The 15312-nt window shown below is 65.8% G+C and carries 12 protein-coding genes and 1 tRNA gene; 10 read left to right on the top strand and 3 right to left on the bottom strand.

Features of this window, described 5'->3' with window-relative positions; genetic code table 11:
* Positions 1-196 precede the first annotated feature (196 nt).
* The gene (locus ASD86_RS07110) at positions 197-2275 is read right to left on the bottom strand and encodes a S8 family peptidase (protein WP_162253624.1); all 2079 of its coding nucleotides are present in this window, start codon (positions 2273-2275) and stop codon (positions 197-199) included.
* 1306 nt (positions 2276-3581) lie between these two features.
* Here ASD86_RS07110 and rplU point away from each other — a divergent pair.
* From rplU to cgtA, 3 genes are all read left to right on the top strand, one after another.
* The gene (rplU, locus tag ASD86_RS07105; RefSeq protein WP_036113830.1) at positions 3582-3902 is read left to right on the top strand and encodes a 50S ribosomal protein L21; all 321 of its coding nucleotides are present in this window, start codon (positions 3582-3584) and stop codon (positions 3900-3902) included.
* A 12-nt stretch (positions 3903-3914) separates the two neighbouring features.
* The gene (rpmA, locus tag ASD86_RS07100) at positions 3915-4175 is read left to right on the top strand and encodes a 50S ribosomal protein L27 (protein WP_036113826.1); all 261 of its coding nucleotides are present in this window, start codon (positions 3915-3917) and stop codon (positions 4173-4175) included.
* Between the two features lie 187 nt (positions 4176-4362).
* Positions 4363-5430, top strand: coding sequence for an Obg family GTPase CgtA (gene cgtA, locus ASD86_RS07095; protein WP_056108688.1), 1068 nt, complete (start codon positions 4363-4365; stop codon positions 5428-5430).
* Positions 5431-5722: 292 nt separating this feature from the next.
* Here cgtA and rpsT read toward each other — a convergent pair whose 3' ends face one another.
* Positions 5723-5992, bottom strand: a complete 270-nt coding sequence (gene rpsT, locus ASD86_RS07090; protein ID WP_036113822.1) for a 30S ribosomal protein S20 — start codon at positions 5990-5992, stop codon at positions 5723-5725.
* Between the two features lie 137 nt (positions 5993-6129).
* Here rpsT and murJ point away from each other — a divergent pair, with 137 nt between their 5' ends.
* The 6 genes from murJ to ASD86_RS07060 all read left to right on the top strand — a co-directional run bounded on the left by murJ (position 6130) and on the right by ASD86_RS07060 (position 13652).
* Complete coding sequence (gene murJ / locus ASD86_RS07085) at positions 6130-7761, top strand: murein biosynthesis integral membrane protein MurJ (RefSeq protein ID WP_056108685.1); 1632 nt, start codon at positions 6130-6132, stop codon at positions 7759-7761.
* Positions 7762-7924: 163 nt separating this feature from the next.
* Positions 7925-8911 carry a bifunctional riboflavin kinase/FAD synthetase gene (locus tag ASD86_RS07080; RefSeq protein ID WP_056108682.1) on the top strand — a complete coding sequence of 329 codons (987 nt, stop codon included), beginning with the start codon at positions 7925-7927 and terminating at the stop codon, positions 8909-8911.
* Positions 8912-8997: 86 nt separating this feature from the next.
* Complete coding sequence (ileS, locus tag ASD86_RS07075) at positions 8998-11811, top strand: isoleucine--tRNA ligase (protein ID WP_056109198.1); 2814 nt, start codon at positions 8998-9000, stop codon at positions 11809-11811.
* A gap of 99 nt (positions 11812-11910) precedes the next feature.
* The gene (lspA, locus tag ASD86_RS07070; protein ID WP_056109195.1) at positions 11911-12429 is read left to right on the top strand and encodes a signal peptidase II; all 519 of its coding nucleotides are present in this window, start codon (positions 11911-11913) and stop codon (positions 12427-12429) included.
* A gap of 103 nt (positions 12430-12532) precedes the next feature.
* Positions 12533-13483, top strand: a complete 951-nt coding sequence (ispH, locus tag ASD86_RS07065; RefSeq protein WP_056108679.1) for a 4-hydroxy-3-methylbut-2-enyl diphosphate reductase — start codon at positions 12533-12535, stop codon at positions 13481-13483.
* Between the two features lie 93 nt (positions 13484-13576).
* Positions 13577-13652 (top strand) — tRNA-Thr (locus ASD86_RS07060).
* Positions 13653-13888: 236 nt separating this feature from the next.
* Here ASD86_RS07060 and ASD86_RS07055 read toward each other — a convergent pair.
* The gene (locus ASD86_RS07055; RefSeq protein WP_056108677.1) at positions 13889-14398 is read right to left on the bottom strand and encodes a hypothetical protein; all 510 of its coding nucleotides are present in this window, start codon (positions 14396-14398) and stop codon (positions 13889-13891) included.
* A gap of 529 nt (positions 14399-14927) precedes the next feature.
* Between ASD86_RS07055 and ASD86_RS07050 the strand changes: the two genes are divergently transcribed.
* Positions 14928-15215 carry a hypothetical protein gene (locus ASD86_RS07050; RefSeq protein WP_148650303.1) on the top strand — a complete coding sequence of 96 codons (288 nt, stop codon included), beginning with the start codon at positions 14928-14930 and terminating at the stop codon, positions 15213-15215.
* The last annotated feature ends 97 nt before the right edge of the window (positions 15216-15312 follow it).

The raw sequence follows: 15312 nt of genomic DNA, 5'->3' as shown, positions 1-15312 counted from the left end.
GTTGTAAGTAAATCGCAACTGAGCCCTATGCAAAGTCACTGGATTCCCGCGTTCGCGGGAATGACGTTCTTGAAGTCGCGCGGCGACTTGCAGTCGTTCAACCTCGATAACATCAGCCGACGCCGCCGACACAACCTCATCCCAAAAAACGAAGGGCCCGGCAACCGGGCCCCTCGTGGTTACGCGAACGCTGCGATCAGCGGCTGGAGCTGTAGGTGATCGAAACTGGATCAGCACATTCCTGAGTACCGTTGTTGCACAGCTTGTAGCTCATGGTGCCGCTGCCGATGATGCGGAACGTATCGGTGTTGGCGCCGGTGTTGCGCACGGTCTTGAGGATCGCGCCGTTGCGGTAGACGTCGATGTTCTTCTTGCCCTTCTCCCACGACAGGTTCACCGAGGTGCGGTGATTCGGCAGCGCGCTGGCCTTGGCTTCGACGCGACGCGGATAGTTGGCGTCGACGAAGCTCGGGTACAGCGACATGCCGGCGGAAGCGCGGTAGCCCTTGACCTGGACGTACCACACGCCGCCCTGCGGGGTCGGGAAGAAGCAGGTCTCGTTGTTGGACGAGGTGAACGGACGGCAGTCGTACGACGTGCTGGTCGGCTCGGCGCCGTACTTGACGTAGATGTCCGAATCGCCGGTGCCGCCGTACAGGGCGAACAGCAGGTTGGACGCGCCGTTCGGAACCAGCAGCTGGTACTTGATCACGCCGTTGGCGGCGACTTCGATGTTGGTGACGGTGACGCCGTTCTCCAGCTCGATCGCCGGCTCGGGTTCCGGCGCCTGCGGATCGGGCGGCAGCGCTTCGGTGCCCTTGGCCACGGCGACGGCATAACGCGCGTCGACGATGCCCGAGCCGCACCAGTTGCTGAAGCTGCAACCGCCCGGCTGGCCGCCGACATGCGCGGTGTTGACCAGGATCTTCTCGATCTGGGCCGGAGTCAGCGGGCTCGGCGCGGCGGACTGCATCAGCGCGGCCACGGCGGCCACGTGCGGCGCCGCCATCGAGGTGCCGGCCATCCACGCGTAACCTTCGCCTTCCTGGCCCTGCAGGCCCAGGTTGAGGGTCGACAGGATGTTGTCGGCCGCCGGATTCACGCCCGAACCGCCGGGCGCGGCCACGTCGACCTTGTCGCCGAAGTTGGAGTAATCGGCCAGGGTGCCGGTCGGGCCCACCGCGGACACCGCGATCACGCCTTCGCAGTTGGCCGGCGAGAAGCCGGACACGTCGGCGCTGGAGTTGCCCGCGGCGATGACCACGGTGGTACCGCGGTTGCGCGCTTCGGTGAAGGCGAGCTGTTCGGCCGCGCTGCACGCGCCGCTGCCGCCGAGGCTGAGGTTGATGACCTCGGCCGGGGTCGCGTTGGCCGGAACGCCGGTGACAGTGCCGCCCGACGCCCAGGTCACCGCGTCGATGATGTCGGACTCGTAACCGCCGCACTTGCCGAGCACGCGCACCGGCTGGACCTTGGCGCCGAACGCGACGCCGGCCACGCCCTTGCTGTTGTTGGCGACCGCGGCGATGGTGCCGGCCACGTGGGTGCCGTGCCAGCTGCTGTCCTCGGGAATGCCGAAGATGTTGCACTCGCCGTCGTGCCAGTCGCCCGGATCGTTCGGATCCGCATCGCGGCCGTCGCCGTCGACGCTGACGTCGGTATCGACGATGAAGTCGTAGCCCGCGACGATATTGGCGTCGAGGTCGCTGTGCGGGGTGATGCCGGTGTCGAGCACGGCGACCACGATGCCGTCGCCGTTGGCGATGTCCCAGGCCGGTTCGACATTCAGGCCGCCCGGGCCGTTCTTGTAATGCCACTGCTGAGCGTAGCCGGGGTCGTTGGGGACCAGCAGCGGCTTGTAGAAACGGTCGGTGCTGACTTCGACGATGCTCGGGTCGAGCTTCATCAGCTCGATCGCCAGCTCTTTCTGGGCGGCCTTGTCGAGCGCGGTATCGGTCTTGATCAGGCTCGAGCCGGTGGCCAGCGTGCGCAGCGGCAGGATGCCGACGCCCAGCGTGGTCGCGGCCTTGGCGTATTGCTGGTTGAGCGCGGCCGGAGCCAGCTTGGTCGCGGCGCCGGGCGCGCGGGTGATGATGAAGCGGTTGCTCTTCTCGGCCGCGGCCGCCTTCACCGCCTTGGGCGAGGTCGTGGCGTTGGCGGTGTGCACCTTCGAGAACGTCTGCAATTTGCTGCCCGAATAGGCCACCGGCGCGACGACTACGGCCGTCGCGAGGGCCAGTGCGGTCCATTTCAATGAACGTGCTTTGCGAGTCATGACAAACATCCTTGATCCTTCGTTGCGCATGATCCCCTTCGCATCCCCTGTTTAGCGTCGGGCCTTAGGTCCGCCACGGCTGTGCCGTCGTGCCGTCGCGGGACTTTCTTGCGCAGTCGGCCGCGCGCATCGCGCCGCGCCCGAACTGCAGGGTGCTGTGACACACGCACGCCGCCGTTACCGTGCGCGAAGCGCTGCACGGATGAGGAGAGGAGTGCGGCTGATGCGCGAAGGCGAAGCCTCTGCGCGGAAAACCGATGTGAACTGACGACTGCGAACCACATGCACGGAGCCCCCGGATACAACGCGACCGCTTCATCGTTGCGCGTGTGCGTCGCACGCATTGCGCTTCGATGTCGCCGTTCCTTGTCGCGCGACCCCCTGCAAGTCGCTCACAACCGAAGCTAAATGAGCGCACCCATCGCATGCAAGTGTCATCAAAGCTGTGATATCGACATGAATGCGACTGAGCGCACAAACACGCGCGATGCACCTCGATGGCGAGGGTAGGGAGGCAGGCGCCAGGGCCTGCGAATACAGGGATTTTCAGGCTCCGGCGCGATTGCCGAAAGCTGCGCGAATATTTTCGCGTCGAATCGAGTTTCTTTCGGAACTGTGAACTAGGTCGATCTATATTTCGCCGCGTCACGCGCGATTTGTATGAACTGCCGCACGATTCTTCACTGTGCATGCGACGCGGTGCGATTTCGCGCCGATGGTGACTCGATTGTTTTCGCGCGGTTTCGCTGTTGCAGCTCCGCAACATCAGCATCGAGCCACGTGTTCGCGATGAGGTTGCATGAATGCGCGCGAATATTTCCGTTTGCGCAAATCGTTTTGAGCCGCGGGGTATTGAGTCGCGTTGCGCCGCGATCGCGCGCTGGATCTTTTTTTCGCGTGGTTTTGCGAGTCGACGACTCGGGAGGCATGCGGCAAAGAAGACGAGGAGCTGCGGTGCAACGCGGTCCCGGCGCGTGCCTCGGACTGGCCCTGTAGGAGCGCCGCGGGCCGCGATCGTGACTTCCAAGGGCCGACGTTGGCGTGGGTGCGCGGTCGCGGCTCGCGCCGCTCCCTACAGGGGATAGGGACGGTCCGGCGGGGCGGAATTCGCCTAAATCATTAATTTTCATGGAAAAATGGCCGGGTTACGCGGGATTCGGCCGGGACGCCCACCGCCCACGCGGCCCCCGAGCCCGTCCGGCCAGGGGCCATAGTTGCCGTAACCCGCTGAATCCCCTAAAATTCCGCTTCTGTCCGCCCGGTTCGGGTGCGGCAGGACCAAAAATAACTACAGAGGAATCTGGTCATGTACGCAGTACTGGTCACCGGCGGTAAGCAATACCGCGTGATGCAAGGCGAGACGCTCCGCGTCGAGCTGCTCGATGTCGAAGCCGGCAGCGAAATCAAGTTTGACACCGTCCTGATGCTCGGCGACGGCGAAGGTGTGAAGCTCGGCGACGCGCTCAAGGGCGCCAGCGTCACCGCCAAGGTCGTCGGCCACGGCCGCGCCGACAAGGTGCGCATCGTCAAGTTCCGCCGCCGTAAGCACCACCGCAAGCAGATGGGTCACCGTCAGCACTACACCGAAATCGAAATCACCGGCATTGCCGGTGGTGACAACAAGTAAGGAGCAGCAGCCATGGCACATAAAAAGGGCGTAGGTTCCACCCGCAACGGCCGCGACTCCAACCCGAAGTACCTGGGCGTGAAGATCTACGGCGGCCAGTCGATTGAGGCCGGCAACATCATCGTGCGTCAGCGCGGCACCCAGTTCCATCCGGGCGCCGGCGTCGGCCTCGGCCGCGACCACACCTTGTTCGCGCTGGTCGATGGCAAGGTCGAGTTCTCGACCAAGGGCCTGAAGAAGCGTCGCACCGTCAGCGTCGTCGTCGCCGAGTAATCGCGCCGCCACGCTGCATGAGGAGCCCCGCTTCGGCGGGGCTTTTCGTTTGGGGGCCGGGATTTTGGATTGGTGATTCGGGATTCGCAAAAGCGAAAACCGCATTCGCCGCTCCCGTTACAATCCCGAGTTGCCCTGTTTTTTGCGTTTCCCAATCCCGAATCCCGAATCCCAAATCCCGGCTCTTATGAAACTCGTAGACGAAGCAGAAATCAAAGTCATCGCCGGCAATGGCGGCAACGGCTGCATCGGCTTCCGTCGCGAGAAGTTCATTCCGCTCGGCGGGCCGGACGGTGGCGATGGCGGCGCGGGCGGCAGCGTGTGGCTGGTCGCCGACGAAAACGTCAATACCCTGGTCGATTTCCGCCATCAGAAGCAGTTCCGCGCCCAGCGCGGCGAGAACGGCATGGGTCGGCAGGCCTACGGCAAGGGCGGCGAGGACATGGTCATCGTGGTGCCGGTCGGGACCGTGGTGACCAACGTCGAGACCGACGAAGTCATCGGCGACCTGGTCGCGCACGGCGACCGCCTGCTGGTCGCGCACGGCGGCAAGGGCGGCCTGGGCAACATGCATTTCAAGAGCTCGGTCAACCGCACCCCGCGCAAGGCCCTGCCGGGTCTGCCGGGCGAGGAGCGCGAACTCAAGCTGGAACTCAAGCTGCTGGCCGACGTGGGCCTGCTCGGGTTCCCGAACGCCGGCAAGAGCACCCTGATCCGCGCGGTCTCGGCGGCGACGCCGAAGGTCGCGGACTATCCGTTCACGACGCTGTATCCGAACCTCGGCGTGGTCAGCGTGGAAGCGCACCGCAGCTTCGTGATCGCCGACATCCCGGGCCTGATCGAGGGCGCCGCCGACGGCGCCGGCCTGGGCGCGCAGTTCCTGCGCCATCTGCAGCGCACGCGTCTGCTGCTGCACCTGGTCGATATCGCGCCGATGGAAGGCGGCGTCGACGGGGTGAGCCCGGCCGAGCAGGTACGCGCGATCGAGCGCGAGCTGCACAAGCACGATCCCGAGTTGTTGGCCAAGCCGCGCTGGCTGGTGCTCAACAAGGCCGACCTGTTGCTGGAAGAAGAGCAGCAGGCCGCGGCCCAGGCGATCATCGACGAATTGGGCTGGAAGGATCGCTGGTATCTGGTGTCGGCGATCGGCCGCGACGGCACCTTCCCGATCATGCAGGACGTGATGGCGTTCTTCGATCGTCAGCGCGTCGAGGCGCTGGAAGCCGCGCATGCCGCCGGCGACCATGTGCCCTGAGCCGCGGGCTCACCGGTATTCGAATGCAAACCCCGAGCGTCGCGCGATGCGGCGCCGCCGGCGTTCGCGCGCCCACTCGCGCGCCGACTTCAAGCTGACTTCACCGGTCGCATCGATGATGCGCGGCATGCCCCGCGCGTGCGCCAGCGACCGTGTGTCCGCCGATGTCCTTCGCGGCGAAGCCTTTGGCGAAATTTTCCTCCGCCCAAACAAAAGCCCGGCCGAAGCCGGGCTTTTGCATGCCGTCGCGAACGATCTTTCAATCGCGCGCGACAATAGGTCGTCGCAAGACTCAGGCCGCGGCCAGCGCCTTGATGCGGGCCGACAGGCGGCTCTTGTGACGGGCAGCCTTGTTCTTGTGGATCAGACCACGGGAGCTGAAACGGTCGAGGATCGGCTGAGCGACGTCGAACGCGGACTTGGCACTCGCGGCGTCGTTCTCGCCGAGGGCCTTCAGCACCTTCTTGACGGCGGTACGCAGCATCGAACGCTGGCTGGCGTTACGGGCGTTACGCACGACAGTCTGCTTGGCGCGCTTCTTGGCGGACTTGATGTTTGCCACGGTGGATTCCTGGAATTTTGGTTGAAAGCGTTAATGGAACTGGACGAAGAGATGCTGCTAGAAACGAAATTACGGAAAATCAGACCGAAAAGTATGGCCGATTCAGTGGGTTGCGTCAACTGGCTGGGGACGCGCCGATGAGCAAGGGCGGTTTGCTGCGTTCATCGGTGATTTTCAGCTCCATGACCTTCATCTCGCGGGTCACCGGCCTGGTCCGCGACCAGGTCTACGCCTGGCAGTTCGGCGCCAGTCCGGCCATGGATGCGTTCTTCATCGCGTTCAGGATTCCGAACTTCATGCGCCGGATCTCGGCCGAGGGTTCGTTCTCGATGGCGTTCGTGCCGGTGCTGGCCGAGTACAAGGAAAAACAGGACCACGCCGCGGTCAAGGCGCTGGTTGACCGGGTCACTGGCACCTTGATGGCCGCGCTGCTGGCGATGACCGCGGTGGTGGTGATCGCAGCGCCGTGGATCATGCAATTGTTCGCGCCGGGCTGGGACCCGTTGAGCGAGCAATACGCGCTGGCGACGGAAATGCTGCGGATCACCTTCCCGTACGCCTTGTTCATTTCGCTGGCCTCGCTGGCCGGCGGCATTCTCAACAGTTACGAGAAATTCGCGATTCCGGCCTTGTCGCCGGTGCTGCTGAACGTGTCGATGATCGCCGCGGCGGCGTGTTCGACCCCGCTGATGGCGCGGCTGGGCCTCAATCCGGTGCTGGCGCTGGCCTGGGGCGTGTTCTTCGCCGGCATCCTGCAGCTGGCGTTCCAGTTGCCGGCGCTGAAAAAGCTCGGCCTGCTGCCGCGACCGCGTTGGGGCGGGGCGCATCCGGGCGTGCGCAAGATCATGCGGCTGATGGTGCCGACCCTGTTCGGCTCCTCGGTGGCGCAGGTCAATTTGCTGCTCAACACCGCGCTGGCCTCGTTCCTGATCGTCGGCAGCGTGAGCTGGCTGTATCTGACCGATCGCCTGCTCGAATTCCCGCTCGGCATGTTCGGGGTCGCGATCGGCACGGTGATCCTGCCGCATCTGTCCAAACGCCATGCCGCGACCGATGTCGACGGCTATTCCAAGGGCCTGGATTGGGGCTTTCGCCTGTGCCTGCTGATCGGCATCCCGGCCTGCCTGGGCCTGGTGCTGTGCGCCGAGGCGCTGATCGCGGCCTTGTTCCAGTACGGCAAGCTGACCCCCAACGACACCGCGATGATCCGCCTGAGCCTGATGGCGCAGTCGACCGCGGTGCCGGCCTTCCTGCTGGTGAAAGTGCTGGCGCCGGCGTTCTATTCGCGCCAGGACACCAAGACCCCGGTCAAGTCGGCGGTGGTGTCGGTGATGGTCAATCTGATCGCGACCGTGGCGCTGTTGCTGGCGGCGTTGTATCTGACCGATGTCGGCCAGGCCGCATTGGCCCGCACCGGCGGCGATCTGCGCGAAGCGCTCGGCGAAATACCCGGCGCGCATGCCTGCCTGGCGCTGGCGATTGCGATCGCCGGCTGGACCAACGCGCTGCAACTGGCCTGGTATCTGCGCCGGGCCAAGGTTTATCGACGCCAGCCCGGCTGGGGCCGGTTCCTGCGCCAGATCGCGGTCGCCAGTGTGGCGATGGCGGCGGTGGTGCTGAGCCTGCTGTGGCTGTGGCAGGGCTGGACCGGCTGGCCGTGGTGGGAACGCCTGCTCAAGCTGGCGGTGGTGGTCGGCGCCGGCGGCGCGGTCTACGGCGCGGCGTTGTGGCTGCAAGGCATCCGTCCGCGCGATCTGCGCGGGCATTGACGGCGAGGGTGCGCCGTATCGCGATGGCCAGTTGTCGCCATTGCCATCGCAACGGCATCGAACCGGCGGGTTCGGATGCCGTTGAGACTTGCGTGCGGCGGCTATACTTCCTTATTCATCCTTTCAGCAGGCCCGGCCCGTCCGGGTTTCCAATACCGAACCAATGAGCAGGCTGTTTCGTGACGTCGAGGGCGGGCCGCGGTGCCCGCACGGCAGTGTGGTCTGCATCGGCGCCTTCGATGGCCTGCATCTCGGGCATCGCGCGCTGGTGCGCCATACGGTGGCGCGCGCGCGCGCGCTGGATTTGCCCGCGGTGGCGCTGAGTTTCGAGCCCTTGCCGCGCGAATTCTTCGCGCCGCAGGCGCCGCCGCCGCGGCTGCTGTTGCCGCGGGCCAAGGCTGAAGGACTGTTGGCGCTGGAAGCCGATCAGGTCGGCCTGCTGCGTTTCAACGGCCGGCTCAGCGGCCTGAGCGCGGAAGCGTTCGTGCAGCGCGTGCTGGTCGAGCGGCTGGCCGCGCGCGAAGTCTGGGTCGGCCCGGAGTTCCGCTTCGGCAAGGCGCGCGGCGGCGACATCGCGCTGCTGCGCCGGCTCGGCGAACAAGCCGGTTTCACTGCGCACGAAATCGAGCCGGTGCATCTGGACGGCCAGCGCGTATCCAGCACGCGCATTCGCGAGGCGCTGCTGACCGGCGACTTCGCCAGCGCCGGGCGCTTGCTCGGGCGGCGCTACGCGATCGGCGGCCACGTCGTGCATGGCAAGCAACTCGGCCGCACCCTGGGCTTTCCGACCGCCAACCTGCGTTTTGGCGGCAAGACGCCGGCCTTGTCCGGCATCTACGCCACCTGGGTCCACGGCATCGGCGATCAGCCGCGCGCGTCGGTGTCGAGCCTGGGCACGCGCCCGACCGTCGCCGGCGTCGAACCGCTGCTCGAAGCGCATCTGTTCGATTTCGACGGCGACCTGTACGGTCGTCGCATCGAGGTTGAATTCGTCGCCCACCTGCGCGCCGAACTCAAGTTCCCCGATCTGGATTCACTGACCGTGCAAATGCACCGCGACGCCGAACAGGCGCGCGCACTCCTGCAACTCGATCCGCGACGCCCGACCGCGTCGCCAGCCCTGGGCGCCGACGCGACCCAAACTGCCTGAGACCCGCTGTGACCAACGATTCGAGCCAATCCGCACCCGCCAATCCGTACAAGGCCACCCTGCTGCTGCCGGCCACCGATTTTCCGATGCGCGGCGATCTGCCCAAGCGCGAGCCGGAAACTCTGGCGCGCTGGGAGAGCGAGGGCCTGTATCAGCGAATTCGCGAGAAGGTCGGTCAACGCGAGCGCAGCTTCATCCTGCACGACGGCCCGCCGTACGCGAACGGCGAGATCCACATCGGCCACGCGCTCAACAAGGTGCTCAAGGACATCGTGGTCAAGTCCAAGCTGCTGGCCGGCTTCGACGCGCCCTACGTGCCCGGCTGGGATTGCCACGGCCTGCCGATCGAGACCAAGGTCGAGAAGGCCTACGGCAAGGTCGGCGACAAGCTCGATGCGGCTCAGTTCCGCGCCAAGTGCCGCGAGTACGCCGCCAGCCAGGTCGACCTGCAACGCCGCGACTTCAAGCGCCTGGGCGTGATCGGCGATTGGGAAAATCCCTACCTGACCATGGATTTCCGCTACGAGGCGGACATCATCCGTTCGCTGGCGAAGATCGTCGAACGCGGCCATCTGGTGCGCGGCTCCAAGCCGGTGCATTGGTGCTTCGACTGCGGCTCGGCGCTGGCCGAGGCGGAGATCGAATACCAGGACAAGGAGTCGACCCAGATCGACGTGGGCTACGTCGCCAAGCATGCGCGCGGGCTCGCGGCGCTGTTCGGCGCGGCGATCGACGATGACACCCTGATCGCGATGCCGATCTGGACCACCACGCCGTGGACGCTGCCGGCCAGCCTGTCGGTGACGGTCGGCCCCGAACTCGACTACGTGCTTGTCGAAGGCCCGAAGCGCGCCGACGGCGGTCGCCGCCTGCTGGTGATCGCCGAATCGCTGGCCGAGAAGGCGCTCAAGCGCTACGGCGTCGACGAGGTGGTGGTGCATGGCCGCGCGCGCGGCGTCGAACTCGAAGGTCAGCGCCTGCAGCATCCGTTCTACGCCGAACGCGAACTGCCGGTGCTGGTCGACAGTTACGTGTCGGCCGAAGACGGCACCGGCATCGTCCACAACGCGCCGGGCCACGGCCAGGAAGACTATGCGGTCGGCCTGAAGTACGGCCTGCTCGATCAATACACCGCGGCGCAGATCAACCCGGTCGACGGACGCGGCCTGTACCTGCCGTCGACGCCGCCGGCCGATCAGCACACCCTGGCCGGCGTGCATATCTTCAAGGTCGATCCGATCATCCTTGAAGTATTGAAAGCGCACGACGTGCTGCTGGCCTCGGGCCGGCTCAAGCACAGCTACCCGCATTGCTGGCGGCACAAGTCGCCGGTGGTGTTCCGCGCCACGCCGCAGTGGTTCATCTCGATGGAGAAGGCCGGCCTGCGTCGCGACGCGCTGGCCGCGATCGGCGGCGTCACCTGGATCCCGGGCTGGGGCGAGGCGCGCATCTACAACATGATCGAGAGCCGCCCGGACTGGACGATCTCGCGCCAGCGCTACTGGGGCGTGCCGATCGCGCTGTTCTTCAGCCGCGAAACCGGCGAGCCGCATCCGCGCTCGGTCGAGATCATGCGTCAGGTCGCCGACGTGGTCGAACGCGAAGGCGTCGACGCCTGGTACGCGATGACCGCCGAACAACTGCTCGGCGAGGAAGCCGCGCAGTACGAGAAGGCCACCGACATTCTCGATGTCTGGTTCGACTCGGGCGTCAGCCACGAATGCGTGCTCGCGCAGCGTCCGCAGGATGGCCTGCGCAAGCCGGCCGATCTGTACCTGGAAGGTTCCGACCAGCATCGCGGCTGGTTCCACAGCGCGCTGCTCAGCGGCGTGGCGATGGACGGCGCGGCGCCGTACCGGCAGGTGCTGACCCACGGCTTCACCGTCGATGAAAACGGCAAGAAGCAATCCAAGTCGCTCGGCAACGTGGTCGTGCCGCAGACCGTGATCGACGCGATGGGCGCCGACGTGCTGCGCCTGTGGGTCGCCTCGACCGACTTCAGCGCCGAAATGTCGGTGTCGGACAAGATCCTCAAGCAGAACGGCGAGGGCTACCGCCGCATCCGCAACACCGCGCGCTTCCTGCTCGGCAACCTGAGCGGCTTCGACCCGGCGCGCGATCTGGTCGCATTGGACGACATGGTCGCGCTGGATCGCTGGATCGTGCATCGCGCCGCCGAACTGCAGGACCGCATCGCCTCGGCCTACGAGCGCTACGACTTCGCCGAGATCGTGCAGCTGCTGACGAATTTCTGCAGCGTCGACCTGGGTTCGTTGTATCTCGATGTGACCAAGGATCGCCTGTACACGATGCAGGAAAACTCGCGCGGCCGGCGTTCGGCGCAGAGTGCGATGTACCGCATCGCCGAAGCGTTCGTGCGCTGGATCGCGCCGATCCTGAGCTACACCGCCGACGAAATGTGGCGGCATCTGCCGGCCGGCACGCAAAGCGGCCCGCGCGAGGACAACGTGCTGTTCGCGACCTGGTACGACGGCCTGGCCCTGTTGCCGCCCGACGCGGCCTTGTCGTCGGAAGACTTCAAGCGCCTGCTGGCGCTGCGCGACGACGTGGCCAAGACCCTGGAACCGATGCGCGCCGCCGGCCAGATCGGCGCCGCGCTCGAAGCCGAGATCTCGCTGCGTTGCGGCGTCGCCGATCAGAACTGGCTCGCGCCGCTGGCCGACGAACTGCGCTTCTTGTTCATCAGCGGCGATGTCGAAGTCGTCGCCGACGACGCGATCCAGGACATCGCCGTGCTCGCGGTCAAGACCGGCAAGCGCAAGTGCGTGCGCTGCTGGCATTACCGCGCTGACATCGGCGTCAGCGCCGAGCATCCGGACCTGTGCGGCCGCTGCGTCGACAACATCGCCGGCGAGGGCGAGGACCGTCGCTGGTTCTGACGCTCCGATCGATGCGCGCGGCATCGCGCCGCGCGCATCGAACCAGTGTTCCTCGCGCCATCCCTTTCGCAAGCACAGATTCGAGCCACGATGACCGATATCGCAAGCAAACCCGGCCGCAACGCGCTGCCCTGGCTGATCGTCTCGATCGTGGTGATCGCGCTCGACCAGCTCAGCAAGGCCTGGGTGCTGGCCTCGCTGCCCGAGTACACCGCGGTGCCGGTCATCGACGGCGTGTGGAACTGGTACCGCAGCTACAACACCGGCGCGGCCTTCAGCTTCCTCAGCGATGCCGGCGGCTGGCAGAAATATTTCTTCCTGGTGCTCGCGGTCGGGATCAGCGGCCTGCTCGCGACCTGGCTGGCGCGCACCGAGCGCAGCGACTGGAAGACCGCGCTGCCGTACGCGCTGGTGATCGGCGGGGCGATCGGCAACGTCATCGACCGCATGGTCCATGGCCACGTGGTCGACTTCATCCAGTGGTACTGGCGCGACTACCACTGGCCCTCGTTCAACATCGCCGACTCGGCGATCGTGGCCGGGGCGATCGGGATCGCGGTGTACGGGCTGTTCAGCGGCAAGCCGGCCGAGCACAAGCCGGGTCAGGGCAAGGCCTAAGCCCGCCGCGGTTTTCCGCCGGCCGGGCGGTGGTATTCAGCCAGTTCCCAGCCGCCTTCCGTCACACCAAGCCGCCACCGCCACAGGAGTACAATCTCGTCCCATGGACGTCCTGCTCGCCAACCCCCGCGGCTTCTGCGCCGGCGTCGATCGCGCGATCGAAATCGTCAAGCGCGCCATCGAAACCCTCGGCGCGCCGATCTACGTGCGCCACGAAGTCGTGCATAACCGCTTCGTCGTCGACGACCTCAAGCGTCGCGGCGCGATCTTCGTCGAGGAACTCGACGAAGTCCCCGACGGCGCCACCGTGATCTTCAGCGCCCACGGCGTGTCCAAGGCGGTGCGTCAGGAGGCCGAACGGCGTGCGCTCAAGGTGTTCGACGCGACCTGTCCGCTGGTCACCAAGGTGCATCTGGAAGTCTCGCGCCACTGCCGCGCCGGCCGCGACGTGATCCTGATCGGCCACGAAGGCCACCCCGAAGTCGAAGGCACCATGGGCCAATGGCGGCGCGAAGCCGGTACCGGTCGGATCTACCTGGTCGAGGACGCGGCCGACGTCGCCGCCTTGCAGGTCGATCAACCCGACAACCTGGCCTACACCACCCAGACGACCTTGTCGGTCGACGACACCCGCAGCGTGATCGAAGCCATGCGCGCCAAGTTCCCGGCGATCCAGGGCCCGCGCCACGACGACATCTGCTACGCCACCCAGAACCGCCAGGACGCCGTGCGCGAACTGGCCGCGCAGTGCGACCTGGTGCTGGTGGTGGGATCGATCAACAGCTCCAACTCCAACCGCCTGCGCGAGCTGTCCGAGCGCGAGGGCGTGGAAGCCCACCTGATCGACGGCGCGGTCGAAATCGACCCCGAATGGGTGCGCGGCCGCAAGCGCATCGGCGTCACCGCCGGCGCCTCCGCGCCCGAGGTGCTGGTACGCGGGGTGATCGACCGCCTGCACGAACTGGGCGCCCAGGGCGTGCGCGAACTCGAGGGCGAGCGCGAGGACATGGTCTTCGCCCTGCCCAAGGAACTGCGCCTGCAACTTGTCGGCTGAGAGCTGGTGGGCTGAGAACGGGGCGCTGAGAGCCGGCACCGGACCGGATCGAATTGACCGCCCGGCCCCGTCCCGCCTAGAATTGCCGTCCTCGCCGGAATAGCTCAGTTGGTAGAGCGGCGCATTCGTAATGCGTAGGTCGTAGGTTCGATTCCTATTTCCGGCACCACGTAACTCCGAGAAGAAAACAACCGCCCGGCCAACGATCCAACGGCCGGCAAGCTTCCCGGAAAACAAAGGCCTCGCATCCGCGAGGCCTTTTTGTTTGCCGACCAACCAACTCCGCTCACCCCGCGGCGCTGGACTCGCACGGCAAGCAAGTCGACACCGCGCCCAGCGACGTCAGCGATGCTCCATGACGCGCCGCGATGGGCGTGCAGCGACCATTCGCCGACCTCACCAGACTCAAGGCGACGACTTGGTCTCGATCTTCTCGTACCCCGGCGAGTAATACCCGCCGCCGCCATCCGTCCCCGTCAGCGTCCGGCCTTTGCACGCGTACTGTTTCTCGTTGTACGAGTAATTGGTCTGGATGTAGCCGCGTTCTTCGTCGCGGCTGCGGATCTGCGCGCCGACGCGCGAGGAATAGGTCGCTTGCTTGGAGCCGGTTTCGACAACGCCGTCGGTCTCCACCAGCATCTGCCGGGTCACGCCCGGGCGGATTTCCTCGGGTTTGTCGGTGGCGGTGGCCAAGTCGACGCGATGCGCTTCCTGCAAGTGCGCCTTGCAGGCGGCGTAGTCGGCGAAGTCGCGCGGCGGTACCGGCAGGCCGGGCAGATGGCCGCTGGCTTGCGCGGCGCTGGTCGCCAGGAACAGTGCGATCAGCGCGACGCGCGCGCCGATTGCTCGCGTGTCGATGCGAGCGGCGCGATGCGCATGATCCGCGGTGGTGGCGTCCAAATAACGTTCTTCCATAAACATCGTTCCCGATTCGATAGGTGCATGCGCACCGATTGGCCTGCAATGTAACTCCGGCACCACGCCGATGCATGCCTCTGTCCGGATGCGGCGAAGACGCCGCGGTATTCGAGCCGCTGAAGCTCGGTCGTGGCCGCTGATCTGGACGCGGTCCGTCGAATGCGGCGATGAGGGACTTATGGCCGCGCGAATTTCCCGCGCGGCCAGTTTGACGACGATTCGATGATCCGGTCGCGCCGGGGCATGTTGCGTCGCAGCGAAAGGCGCGGGCGCAACCCAGACTTCATGTGCTGATGCTGCGTGAAACCAGCCTCGTGGTCGCAAGCCCTGCGACCGTCGCCATGCAGACTGTGCTCATTGCGGCGCTTGTCATCTGCGTGCATAGAACGTGAACCCACACTGCGCGTCGGCGGCGTCTTCACCAATCCGCCATCCCTTTTTCACTATTTTTTATCGGGCCGGTCGCCACCATGCGCCGGCTTGCGGATCAACAGCAAACGTATCGACAGCGAAGGCACTGACGAAAATGCGCGTAGACGTATTCGTGGTAGGGAACGAGGAAGGGTATGTGGTGGCGCCGGCGGACAGCTGGCTGCCGCTGGACGAAATGAAGGCGCTCGGCGCGCTGCGCTTCGGTTGGACCATCGATACCGCGATGGCCATGCCGAAGCTGGATTGGCATGCGATCGCCAAGGACATCGACGCGCGCGGCTACAGCATCGTGGCCAGCGACGATGTCGGCGGGCTGTTGGCGCAGCCGCAGCAGACGCTGTATGCGATCTATCCCGAGCAGCATCGGCCGATTGCGGCGTGAAGGCTTGCGACCGGGCGGACGTTGCGCCAAGCGGCGGGTAAATCCCGCCCGGGCGCGGCGTCAGGCCAGGCGCGTTGATCGAAGCCAGACTGCAAGC

This window comes from Lysobacter sp. Root690, assembly GCF_001427785.1.
GTDB lineage: Bacteria > Pseudomonadota > Gammaproteobacteria > Xanthomonadales > Xanthomonadaceae > Lysobacter.
This window is presented reverse-complemented; position numbering and strand designations above follow the sequence as displayed.